At 39.8% G+C, this 11,486-nt stretch carries 12 protein-coding genes; 4 read left to right on the forward strand and 8 right to left on the reverse strand.

Features of this window, described 5'->3' with window-relative positions; translation table 11 throughout:
* Nucleotides 1-7: 7 nt before the first annotated feature.
* Both IEW76_RS15015 and IEW76_RS15020 read right to left on the reverse strand, forming a co-directional pair.
* Complete coding sequence (locus tag IEW76_RS15015) at nt 8-562, reverse strand: P-loop NTPase family protein (RefSeq protein WP_188655236.1); 555 nt, start codon at nt 560-562, stop codon at nt 8-10.
* A gap of 14 nt (nt 563-576) precedes the next feature.
* Nucleotides 577-939, reverse strand: coding sequence for a DUF4181 domain-containing protein (locus IEW76_RS15020; RefSeq protein WP_188655238.1), 363 nt, complete (start codon nt 937-939; stop codon nt 577-579).
* A gap of 268 nt (nt 940-1,207) precedes the next feature.
* On the opposite strand from IEW76_RS15020, the gene pflB reads away from it, so the two are divergent.
* From pflB to pflA, 3 genes are read left to right on the forward strand one after another with little or no spacing between them, the layout of a single operon-like run.
* Complete coding sequence (pflB, locus tag IEW76_RS15025) at nt 1,208-3,463, forward strand: formate C-acetyltransferase (RefSeq protein WP_188655240.1); 2,256 nt, start codon at nt 1,208-1,210, stop codon at nt 3,461-3,463.
* 52 nt (nt 3,464-3,515) lie between these two features.
* On the forward strand, nt 3,516-4,529 hold the full coding sequence (gene adhP / locus IEW76_RS15030; RefSeq protein ID WP_188655318.1) for an alcohol dehydrogenase AdhP: 1,014 nt from the start codon (nt 3,516-3,518) through the stop codon (nt 4,527-4,529).
* A gap of 16 nt (nt 4,530-4,545) precedes the next feature.
* On the forward strand, nt 4,546-5,289 hold the full coding sequence (pflA, locus tag IEW76_RS15035) for a pyruvate formate-lyase-activating protein (protein ID WP_188655242.1): 744 nt from the start codon (nt 4,546-4,548) through the stop codon (nt 5,287-5,289).
* An 84-nt stretch (nt 5,290-5,373) separates the two neighbouring features.
* Here pflA and IEW76_RS15040 read toward each other — a convergent pair whose 3' ends face one another.
* The 4 genes from IEW76_RS15040 to IEW76_RS15055 form a co-directional block, all read right to left on the reverse strand.
* Complete coding sequence (locus tag IEW76_RS15040; RefSeq protein WP_188655244.1) at nt 5,374-6,453, reverse strand: ABC transporter permease; 1,080 nt, start codon at nt 6,451-6,453, stop codon at nt 5,374-5,376.
* Nucleotides 6,446-7,267, reverse strand: coding sequence for an ABC transporter permease subunit (locus IEW76_RS15045; RefSeq protein ID WP_188655246.1), 822 nt, complete (start codon nt 7,265-7,267; stop codon nt 6,446-6,448). Before IEW76_RS15045 ends, IEW76_RS15040 begins: the two co-directional genes overlap by 8 nt.
* Before the next feature lie 105 nt (nt 7,268-7,372).
* On the reverse strand, nt 7,373-8,722 hold the full coding sequence (locus IEW76_RS15050; protein WP_188655248.1) for a sensor histidine kinase: 1,350 nt from the start codon (nt 8,720-8,722) through the stop codon (nt 7,373-7,375).
* A gap of 20 nt (nt 8,723-8,742) precedes the next feature.
* Nucleotides 8,743-9,432 (reverse strand): response regulator, encoded by a 690-nt coding sequence (locus IEW76_RS15055; RefSeq protein ID WP_188655250.1) that lies wholly within the window; start codon nt 9,430-9,432, stop codon nt 8,743-8,745.
* 181 nt (nt 9,433-9,613) lie between these two features.
* Here IEW76_RS15055 and IEW76_RS15060 point away from each other — a divergent pair, with 181 nt between their 5' ends.
* A complete protein-coding gene (locus IEW76_RS15060; RefSeq protein ID WP_188655252.1) occupies nt 9,614-9,982 on the forward strand; it encodes a PepSY domain-containing protein in 369 nt (122 codons plus the stop codon).
* A gap of 114 nt (nt 9,983-10,096) precedes the next feature.
* On the opposite strand, the gene IEW76_RS15065 is transcribed toward IEW76_RS15060, so the two are convergent.
* Entirely contained in the window at nt 10,097-11,140 is a 1,044-nt protein-coding gene (locus IEW76_RS15065) for a zinc-binding dehydrogenase (protein ID WP_188655254.1), read from the reverse strand.
* Nucleotides 11,141-11,262: 122 nt separating this feature from the next.
* The gene (locus IEW76_RS15070; RefSeq protein ID WP_036781972.1) at nt 11,263-11,460 is read right to left on the reverse strand and encodes a cold-shock protein; all 198 of its coding nucleotides are present in this window, start codon (nt 11,458-11,460) and stop codon (nt 11,263-11,265) included.
* Nucleotides 11,461-11,486 lie beyond the last annotated feature (26 nt).

The following is an 11,486-nucleotide window of genomic DNA, read 5'->3' on the forward strand; positions in this document are numbered from 1 at the left end:
TCCCATACTAACGTAAACCATTACATCTTTTCTTAGCGTCTCTTAAGTTATGTAGTAGCTTTGTCAAATCTTTTCCATTTTTGACAAATACAACTTTATCCAAATCCACTCCCGATTCATATAAAAACGTGAATCTCTGACCACTATCAAACGTTTTATTCCACTTAAACATATTACGTAAAATTTGCAGAGTGGGTTTATAATGAACCTTTTCTAGTTTTAGCTTCTGTTTAAAAAAGCGTAATAGAAGCCTGCTTCTTCTCTGATGATAGGGTAGATCAAGAAATAGGATCACATCTGCTTTTCTAAAGCTATTTCTCATCCATGGTCCTACATGCACCCCCTCCATAATCCAAGTATCAGACCCTATAACCTCTTGAACAATCACCTCCCGCTCTATCTCAGAACGCCTAACATCTCCAGAGGGCTTCCGATTCCAAACCATATTATCTAGTTCATAATAAGGGATCTCTAAGGAGTCAGATAGTTTCTTAGCAAGCGTTGTTTTCCCACTGGCTACTGACCCAAAAATATGAATTTTTCTACAGCATTGCAAACTCATGACATGCCCCCTCCCTACAACAAATTTCTAAAAAGAATGTCCATATTATAAATGGTAAATACACCAAGAGCGAGGTAGACGATCGTAATCACATATTCTTTTGACCCTTTCAAGAACATCCATTGTATGATGGCTTGAAAACCGAATTGAGCCACATAAACCCCCATCAGGTACCACTTCATTCCTGGCGCATCAGAAAAAATGGCATAACTTAATACACTAATTGCGATTAAAACAAGCATCCCTCTTCCCCATCGGTCGATGTGCTTTCCTTTTGTGTCTGTTACGTATCTACGTTCAATATTAAACTGTTTTCTAATGACAATTTCTAAGCTTAGCAACAGGATGAATAAGATAACTAATGCTCCATATTCCAATATTCTCACCCCTTACCACTTTATTATAAAGAATATTCACACTACTCGGTAGTATGTCCATTAGTCTTTTCTCGTTAGTCGCTTCGTTTTCACTCTTATTGCAGAACACTCGTTTCGTTAAAATAATAAATTTGAACATTGTAAGAACATTCCTGAAAAAGACTGTTTTTTCAAATACCCCGGAGTATAATAAAAGTGTAGAAAGATTGTGAAACAATGAGCATGATTTAAAAAATCCCATTACTTCCCCTTAGAGGAGGAAAAGAAGATGAAAACACTCGATATGACGACAAGCAGTCCACCTTGGAACGGTTTTAAAGAAGGAAAATGGCAAATCACTATTGATGTCAGAGATTTTATCTTACAAAATTACTCGCTTTATGAAGGAGATGAGGCCTTCCTAGAAGGACCTACCTCAAATACGCAAGCGCTATGGGAACAAGTGATGAAACTGACGAAAGAGGAACGAGATTCGGGTGGTGTCCTTGATTTAGACACACGCACCGTCTCAACGATTACTTCACATGGTCCGGGTTATTTAAATGAAGAACTCGAAAAGGTCGTTGGCTTCCAAACTGATAAACCTTTTAAGCGCTCTCTCCAACCTTTTGGTGGAATTCGTATGGCAGCTGCTTCTGCTGAATCATATGGGTATAAATTAGACGAAGAGGTAGAGAAGATCTTCTCTGAATACCGAAAGACACATAATCAGGGTGTATTTGATGCCTATACTCCCGAAATGAAACTAGCTCGAAAAGCCGGCATTATCACTGGCTTACCTGATGCGTATGGGCGCGGTCGCATCATTGGAGATTATCGCAGAGTCGCTCTCTACGGAGTAGATCGTCTCATTGAAGAGAAACAGAAGGATAAAGTCTTCTTTAGCAAGGTTGCTATGACTGAAGAGATCATACGAGAAAGAGAAGAAATTTCAGAACAACTAAGAGCTCTCCAAGAGCTGAAAGAATTAGGGAAAATTTATGGGTATGATATCTCTAAACCAGCTAATACGGCTCAGGAAGCATTCCAGTGGCTCTACCTTGGTTACCTTGCTGCCATTAAAGAACAAAACGGTGCGGCTATGAGCCTTGGGCGTGTCTCTACTTTCCTTGATATTTATATCGATCGAGATATTAAGTCAGGAAGACTTACAGAAAAGGCTGCTCAAGAGCTTGTCGATCATTTCGTTATGAAGCTTCGTCTCGTTAAATTTGCTCGTACCCCGGAATACAATAGTCTCTTTAGTGGAGATCCAACTTGGGTTACTGAGTCCATTGGGGGTATGACTGAAGACGGTCGCCCTTTAGTAACAAAGAGTTCGTATCGGTTCTTGCACACGCTCGATAACCTCGGCCCTGCACCGGAACCAAACTTAACGATCCTTTGGTCAGTAAACCTTCCTTCTGCATTTAAGAGATACTGTTCAAAGATGTCTATTAAAACTAGTTCGATACAATATGAGAATGATGACACCATGCGTGAGTATTACGGAGACGACTACGGCATTGCTTGTTGTGTTTCAGCTATGGCAATTGGAAAACAGATGCAGTTCTTCGGAGCCCGGGCTAACCTTGCAAAAGCTCTTCTCTACACGATTAACGGGGGAATAGACGAAATTTTAAAAGTTCAGGTAGGCCCAGCACATACTCCAGTGACTTCGGAATATCTAGACTATACAGAAGTAATGGAGAAATACGATCACACTCTTGAATGGCTTGCAGAACTTTACGTCAATACACTGAATATCATTCATTACATGCATGACAAGTATAGTTACGAGCGTATTGAAATGGCTCTACACGATAAGGATATATTACGCACGATGGCTTGCGGCATTGCCGGATTATCAGTTGTAGCTGATTCTCTTAGTGCCATCCGCTATGCCAAAGTAAAAACAATAAGAGATACAAATGGTTTAGTCATAGATTATGAGGTTGAGGGAGATTATCCGAAATACGGCAATAACGATGAACGAGTCGATCAGATCGCGGTGGATCTTGTGAAACGGTTTATGAACAAGATTAGAAAACATGAAACGTACAGAGCTTCCACGCCGACTCAATCAATCTTAACGATTACATCTAATGTCGTATACGGCAAGTTAACAGGTAATACACCAGATGGACGAAGAGCTGGAGAACCTTTTGCTCCAGGAGCTAATCCGCTTCACGGCAGAGACACAAAAGGCTCACTCGCCTCTTTAAGCTCCGTTGCCAAACTACCATACGACGAAGCCCTTGATGGCATTTCAAATACCTTTTCGATTGTTCCGCGAGCACTTGGTAAAGAGGAAGAAACCCGTTACGCCAATCTCGTTGGACTTCTTGATGGTTATATGATTAAGAAAGGTCACCACCTTAACGTAAATGTGTTTGATAGAGAGACACTACTAGATGCTATGAATCATCCAGAGCAGTACCCTCAGCTAACCGTAAGAGTGTCTGGCTATGCCGTTAACTTCATTAAACTTACACGCGAGCAACAAATAGATATCATAAACCGCACGTTCCATGAAAGTTTGTAAATCCATTGTTTGAAAAGGGGAGAAACAAAAGATGTGTACAAACCACGATACAATGAAAGCAGCTGTTGTTCATCAATTTAAAGAGAACCTTGAAGTCCAATCCGTCCCTAAACCGCATGCAGGAGACGGCCAGGTCCTTGTTCACATTAAAGCAAGTGGTGTTTGTCATACCGACCTCCATGCAGCTCACGGTGATTGGCCAGTAAAACCTAAATTGCCATTAATCCCAGGTCATGAAGGCGTAGGGGAAGTTGTTGAGGTCGGTCCTGATGTCACTCACTTGAAAGTTGGAGATCGGGTTGGAATTCCGTGGCTCTACTCTGCATGCGGTCACTGTGAATATTGCTTAACCGGACGTGAAACGCTTTGTAAAGATCAACAAAACGCTGGTTATTCCATAGACGGAAGCTATGCAGAATATTGCCTAGCAAACGCAAACTATGTTGTGACCATCCCTGACAATTTGGACTATGTTGAAGCTGCTCCCCTCTTCTGTGCTGGAGTAACAACGTACAAAGCTCTGAAAGTTGGTGAAGCGAAACCTGGTGATTGGGTAGCGATTTATGGTATTGGAGGCCTTGGACACGTTGCTGTCCAATATGCTAAGGCAATGGGATTCAACGTCGTTGCAGTGGATACGTTTGATGAAAAACTTGACCTAGCTAAAGAGCTTGGTGCAGATAAAGTCTTTAATCCAATGAATGGGGACTCTGCTGAGCTCATTCAATGGGAAATCGGCGGTGTTCAAGCTTCGATTTGTACGGCTGTTTCTAAGAAAGCTTTTGGAGAAGCTTATCGCGCTGTGAAGCGTGGCGGTAAATGTGTAGCTGTCGGCTTACCACCAGAAACAATGGAAGTCCCGATCTTTGATACTGTGTTAAACGGCGTGAGCATTGTAGGGTCCATTGTAGGAACACGAAAAGACCTGCAAGAAACCCTTCAATTAGCATCAGAAGGTAAAGTTAAGACTATTGTAGAAACCAGACACTTAGAAGATATTAATGAGATCTTCCGAGATTTAGAAGCTGGTAAAGTAAACGGAAGAATTGTATTAGTAAACAATTAATTAGGAGGTGACCTTCATGAAAGGACGTATCCATTCTATAGAAACGTGCGGTGCAGTTGATGGTCCAGGTATTCGTTATGTGCTATTCATGCAAGGTTGCCTGCTTCGTTGTCAATTCTGCCACAATGCTGATACGTGGACATTGAACGGTGGGATACAAAAATCCGTAGAAGAGATTGTGGCAGAGGTGAAAGACTTTCTCCCCTTTTTTCAAGCATCAAACGGAGGAGTTACGGTTAGCGGCGGTGAACCACTCCTCCAGATCGATTTCTTAATCCAGCTATTTAAAGCATTAAAATCGATTGGTGTCCACACCACCCTTGATACATCAGGAGGTTGCTTTAATCGCTCTCCTTACTTTCTGAAAAAACTAGATAAGTTATTAGAGATGACGGACCTTGTCCTACTTGACTTAAAACAAATCAAACCTGACAAGCACAAAGAACTAACAGGAATGACGAACACACATATATTACGCTTTGCTACTTACCTTTCTGATAGGAATGTTCCAGTATGGGTGCGCCATGTCCTAGTCCCAACAAGGAATGATAATCAAGAGGATTTAAATGAGTTATCTCGCTTTATTGGTACCCTTTCTAACGTTCAGAAAATCGAAGTTCTTCCCTATCACAAACTCGGTGTATATAAATGGGAGAACTTAGGTATTCCTTATCCACTTGAAGGTGTAGAGCCACCTTCTAAAGAACAAGTAAAGGAGGCAACACGTATTCTTCACAATCCAACAAATATACAAGTTTAGTTAAAGAACACCGAATACGTTAGAGTTCGGTGTTCTTTAGTGTGTACTTCCCCTATCCATTTATCTTTTTAGTCCACTGATTAATCAGACCACTTCTCCCAACACTAACACCATACTTACTGCAAATAATAAAAGAAATACTCCCATAATAACTAAGCCTGGTGTAACCTTTAAACGGTCACCCATTCTCATCTTCATTTTTGGAAGCGGTTGATGGGATGTGCGCCCTGTCGGAATCCATGGTGCTTTCTGATAGTCCGTTTGGAAATGATTTTGTAATCCTCTCGCTAATAAGACAAATGAACTTGTTGCTAAGACAAGTGCTACTAGTGGAACCATCAATATAAAGTGGTTTCCAAAAATATGGCCTCGTGATTGTCCAATTAACCCTGCCCACTCGTTTGTCATAGATAAATAGATGGTTGGCATTGTTTGCTTAATGGTACCCCCCATAAATAAGTGGAAAATTCCAAGCTGACCCATGACCGTCATTACGAATACAATTTCCATAACAAACATTATCAGAAGCCCTTCTTTCAACTGAGGAAAGATATGCTTCCATATAAGCCTGTTACGACGAGCACCGAGAGTTCTGGCTACTTCAACGTATTCTTTCTTCACAATTTCTCTTGTTTGTTTACGTACCGATGCGATTGCACTTGGCAAACTTAACACTGTCATCACAAAGATAAACACGAAAATAAGCTCAATAGACTTGAGACTTGGATTGATTGTAATAGGTTGAAGTACAAAATATAAAATTAAAAACACCGGAATGTAACTAACCGAGTTTTCGACCGCTTTCCAAAAGGACCATTCTGACTTAAAAGACCCAGCATAAAGGCCAATCACACCACCAAGCACCATCTTAAGTAATGCAGTAGCGACCGCAATTCCTATTGTATATTTTGCTCCATATAAAAGCTTTGTTAAGAGGTCGTATCCATACTTATCCGTTCCAAGTGGATAATCAGGAACGGTAAATGCCTGAACAGGCGGAGCCACCACAACCCCTTTTCCGTCTATCCTTTGATATTCTACTTCTACTTTATGATCTAAGGGATGTATTGCTAGGTTTGGACCTGCTACAGCAATAAAGATAAACCCTAACACCAGGAAGAAGCCTATATACAATGGTAAATTCATTTGACGAATTCTATTCATAGATTAAACCCTTTCTGAATAAGAAAAGAATAAATTTAATAATAAGAAACACGAATAAAGCAATAATGAGTAAGGCACATAACCCAAGTAACGTCGCTGGAAAATCTTTCACAGCAAATATGTAATGTGTTAATCCAATCACATTTAATAAATATTCTACGATAAACAGATTTCCAATCGTAAGCGATAGTCCCTTAGTCAATTCAGCATGTATAAATGGTTGCATATTTCGATACACATACTGCAAGTTAATCGTAGTGATATCCAACCCTTTCGAAACCGCTGTTCGAACATAATCTTCTCCACTTATTTGCAGAAAGCGAACATGTATAAGCTTTAAGAAATAAAGGGCTGGAGCAATCGATAACACCATTACAGGGAACCAAAAATGAGCCGTATTCTTATCTGGCATAAAACTCATTACACGGATACCTGTCCATTGATAGATTTGGACACCAAGGACAACTGAAAAGATAATAATGATGAAATCAGGTATAATCGCAATCACTTCAATGAGCCCACGAAATAGACGAAATACTTTAAAACGAGCAACAAATAATCCTAGCACTAGTGCAAACGTCAACCCTAATAGCACAGCTACTAGTAAGAGGATAAACGTTCTGACCATGCGTTCTATAAATGCAGCGTCTATACGATTTAGCCAATCTATAGAAGGGATACTTTGCACCAGTTCAATCATCATTCCATACTCAATCTTTACACCTTCGAATGAATTTATAATGACAAACGGTGCAGAAGAAACAAACAACAAAATAATTATCATTACCACACCTTGTATGATCGAGTTTTTCATACTCCACCTCCAATACATATATTGCCATAATATTGTCGCAATTGTAATAGTTTTCAGTAAAAAAAGAGAAGAACACATCTGCCCTTCTCTCATAATTTCTATTTATTAATCTTTTACAGGTAACACCACTATAAAAGTACTTCCTTCTCCAGATTTGCTCTCAATCCGAATCATTCCTCTATGCTTTTCCACAATGGCTTTAGCAATTGATAATCCAAGTCCTGTGCCACCTGTTTCTCTTGAACGATTCCTGTCTACCCGGTAGAAACGGTTAAAAATTTCTCCTTGTTCACCTTCGGGAATGCCTACACCAGTATCAGATATAGAAATAGTTAGATCATTGTCTTTTTGGTAAGCCTTAACGGATACCCTTCCTTCTTTTGTATAGCGAAGGGCGTTATCCAATAATATTACGAACACCTGACGCAGTTGCTCTTCATCACCCATAAGTTCGAGATCCTCATCTTTTTCTAGATTGATCTGCAAAGAGGTGCCTTCTTTATACTTTTCTACTAACAAATGAAGGATCTTTGTAATATTTACTCTTTCTGCTTTCAAGACATTGTTTTCATGTTGAGCAAGGGTGAGCATTTGATGTGTTATTCTTTCCATTCTGTCACTTTCCTCACCTAACGCTTGTAATGATTGTTCTAAAACATACTCATCTTTCTTCCCCCACCTTTTAAGCAAATTTATGTGGCCTCTGAATGCAGTCAGAGGTGTTCTTAGTTCATGTGATGCATTTGCAATAAACCCCTTCTCACGTTCTACATGTTCTTCTAGTTGATGAAGGAGTTGATTGAATGCCCCTGATAACTCTCTTAACTCCAGAGGCTCTTTTGGTTCATTAATTCTACTAATTCCATCTTTATGTTTCTCCATCTCCTTTATCTCTTCTGTTATGGACAATAAAGGACTGAGTCTTTTCTTTGTTAAACCATAAAGGATATAAGCCCCAATAAGAAGTGAGGCCAAACCAATAAAGAAGAAAACTTGAAGGATAATACCTAAGAATTCTGTTTCATCTTCTAACTGCACCCAAATATTTAAACTTCGCTCTCCTTTAGGCCCACCCATGTATAGATCCCTTTTATAATAAATACCTTCCTCAATACGAAACCCAAAAGGTCCAAACCATGTTGGGTAACCTTCTGATTCCTCTTCAAAATCCTGCCATTCTTCAGAGGTTGCTAGCACGTTCTCATTACGAGAGATACGAATGGCATAGTCCGAATAATTAGGATAAAGGAGTTCATTCAATTTGGCTTGTATACCTGATTCTTCAAGGTTTTGAAGCTTCTCTTCCAACACATTTAATTCTCTATTCGTCTCATGAAGCAAAAAATAAGTAATGGATCCACTCACGATAACTGCCATGACCAGCAAGATAGCGGTGTAACCCCAGATATATGTCATTGTAAATTGATAAAGGAGCGTTCTCTTTGAATTCTTCATAACAAATCACCTTCTGGCGCCTAATAATAGAGCATATAGCCGATCCCTCTCACGGTCGTTATTAACTTTGGCTCAAAGTCACGATCTATCTTATTCCGCAAATACCGAATATAAACATCAACAACATTCGTTTCCCCAGCAAAGTCATATCCCCATACAGCAGAAAGAAGCCATTCCCGACTAAGGGCTTCATTCTTATGCTTAATCAAGAAAGTAAGCAAGTCAAATTCTCGCTGTGTTAATTCAATATCATACCCTGCACGCGTGGCTCGCCTGCTTTTCAGCATTACGGTCATATCATGAATGTGCAAACGATCCTCTGATTCTTGTTCTGATGATGGAATACTTCTTCTCATAATCGCACGAATTCTTGCCAATAATTCTTCAATTTCAAACGGCTTTGTTAGATAATCGTCTGCCCCACGATCGAGACCTGCTATTTTATCCCCAACTTGTTCACGAGCGGTTAGCATAATAATGGGCACCGAACTTTTCTTTCGAATTCGCCTACAAACTTCAAGCCCATCTAATTTAGGGAGCATCCAATCTAGCAGAATACAACTATAGTCTTCATTCTCTTCAAACCTAGTGATTGCATTTTCCCCGTCGGTCGCCACGTCTACCTGATATCCTTCGTGCTCAAGTTCTAATTTTACGAATGTAGCCACACTTTTCTCATCTTCTACCACTAAAATTCGATCTTGCTCCAAGTCATCACCTCAATTGTTTATTCTAATATGGACGACCGTTACAATCAGCCTTTTACCACATTAGAATTTGATGAGAATATTCTTATCTAGTTCTAACCATTCTCTTCTTACGTTTTCATCTTGAAACGATACCATTAATGGTGAAATGTTAAACACAAACTCAGTTATGGAGGTATATCAAATGAAATTTATTAACAAACAGACTTTAATTATCAGCGGAATTACCCTTGGAATTGTTGGCGGAGGAATCTTATTCGAGAGTACAGATATGGTAGAAAACACCTTCGCTTCTTCTAAAGACAAAGATCAACTAATAAAAGAAGCAAATCTTACTGAAGAGGAAGCAGAGAAGATTGCTCTAGATGAAGTAAATGGAGAAATAACAGAAAAAGAAGCAGAAGATGAAGACGGCACAATCGTATTCGAATTTAATATTCAAACAGAAGATGGAATGCAAGAAGTTGAAGTAGACGGCATGTCTGGTGAAATTATTGAGATTGAGAGTGAAAATGAGGAAGAAGACCAAGAAAGCAGTGAGACTAAGTCATGAACACAAAAATCCCCTCTTTAATAAAGAAGAGGGGATTTATAATATTTTATAGTCACATTCATCAGGATTTGGGCCACTGCAAAGATATTGATTTTCCTATTATGTCAAGTCGTACTACTCACCTTCAGGTACCAATACAATTTTTCCAACTTTCCCGGATTGTTTAAAGTATGTTTGAGCTTCTTTCGCTTCACTAAGCGAGAACGTTCGATCAAGCACTGGCTTAATTTTTCCTTCAGAGATTGCTTGGAGCATTCGCTTAAATTCTTCGCGCGTTCCTAATACGGATCCATAAAATGTAAGGTGCTTTAAGTATAATGTTCTAAGATCTAGCTCAGTCTTCTGTCCCCCTGCGGAACCTGAGGTACAAAACTTCCCGCCTTTTTTTAATACATGAAGAGAAGTATTAAATAATGGATCCCCAACTACATCAAGAACGGAGTCGATAGGACCACCATTTGCCTCTACTATTTCCTCAGCTAAATTGTCTGACTTATACGAAACGACATGTGTTGCGCCAAGTTCTTTCATCTTACCTTCTAGAGCCAAGTCTCCAACAACAGCAATTACCTTTGCTCCAAATACGTGAGCAGCAATTTGCACATTTAGTGAGCCAACTCCACCGTTTGCCCCTGTCACCAAAACGGTCTCTGATGCGTTAGGCTGAATTTGCTCGACCATATGCCAAGCTGTCATTCCACTTACAGAAAAGACGGCACTCTCTATGTAATCTGTTAGTGGCATGTCGTAACACAAATCTGCTGGCCAAACGACATACTCAGCGTAACCACCATCATATTCTGATCCGATAAACGACATATCTTCTGAAATATGTTCAGACCCTTCTTCTCCACTTGAGGTGAACGGGAAAAGAACAACAGATTTCCCCATCATTGTATCACTTACGTCTTCTCCAACTTCCACAATCTTTCCAGTTATATCTGAACCTGGCGTCCTTGGAAATTGCACACCTTCCGGACGCCAACCGGACTTCGATCCAGTGCCATATGCTCCTTCTCTCATCCATATTTCTGTATTGTTGATTCCGCAAGCCATAACTTTAACGAGCACCTCATGAGATTTAGGTGTAGGTCTCTCAACTTCTCTAACCTCTAGTTTGTCTACATCTCCGTATCCTGTTACTTGAACCGCTTTCATTATAGATCCTCCTATTGATGCTCATTCTGTATTTTTAAAATGCTATGATTTGAGCTTAATTATTCATTATACCATAAAAAAAGAAGCTCCCCAATTGGAGAGCTTCTTTCTATTTCGTTCAATTACTTTTGAACGTTAGCAGCCTGTGGGCCACGGTCGCCTTCAACAACTTCGAAAGAAACTGCTTGGCCTTCTTCTAGAGTTTTGAAACCTTCTTCTTGGATAGCAGAGAAGTGAACGAATACATCGTCTTGACCTTCTACTTCAATAAATCCGAAACCTTTTTCTGCGTTGAACCATTTTACTGTACCTTGTAACATGTTTGTTGCCTCCTGCGTGGATCTAG

The sequence above is a fragment of the Pontibacillus salipaludis genome (assembly GCF_014642405.1).
GTDB classification, from domain to species: domain Bacteria; phylum Bacillota; class Bacilli; order Bacillales; family BH030062; genus Pontibacillus; species Pontibacillus salipaludis.

Bases quoted from the DNA above. Each gene is read 5' to 3' on its own strand.
- IEW76_RS15040 (WP_188655244.1), bottom strand. From the start codon at position 6,453: ATGAATAGAATTCGTCAAATGAATTTACCATTGTATATAGGCTTCTTC.
- pflB (WP_188655240.1), top strand. From the start codon at position 1,208: ATGAAAACACTCGATATGACGACAAGCAGTCCACCTTGGAACGGTTTT.
- IEW76_RS15045 (WP_188655246.1), bottom strand. From the start codon at position 7,267: ATGAAAAACTCGATCATACAAGGTGTGGTAATGATAATTATTTTGTTG.
- pflA (WP_188655242.1), top strand. From the start codon at position 4,546: ATGAAAGGACGTATCCATTCTATAGAAACGTGCGGTGCAGTTGATGGT.
- IEW76_RS15070 (WP_036781972.1), bottom strand. From the start codon at position 11,460: ATGTTACAAGGTACAGTAAAATGGTTCAACGCAGAAAAAGGTTTCGGA.
- IEW76_RS15065 (WP_188655254.1), bottom strand. From the start codon at position 11,140: ATGAAAGCGGTTCAAGTAACAGGATACGGAGATGTAGACAAACTAGAG.
- adhP (WP_188655318.1), top strand. From the start codon at position 3,516: ATGAAAGCAGCTGTTGTTCATCAATTTAAAGAGAACCTTGAAGTCCAA.
- IEW76_RS15050 (WP_188655248.1), bottom strand. From the start codon at position 8,722: ATGAAGAATTCAAAGAGAACGCTCCTTTATCAATTTACAATGACATAT.
- IEW76_RS15015 (WP_188655236.1), bottom strand. From the start codon at position 562: ATGAGTTTGCAATGCTGTAGAAAAATTCATATTTTTGGGTCAGTAGCC.
- IEW76_RS15060 (WP_188655252.1), top strand. From the start codon at position 9,614: ATGAAATTTATTAACAAACAGACTTTAATTATCAGCGGAATTACCCTT.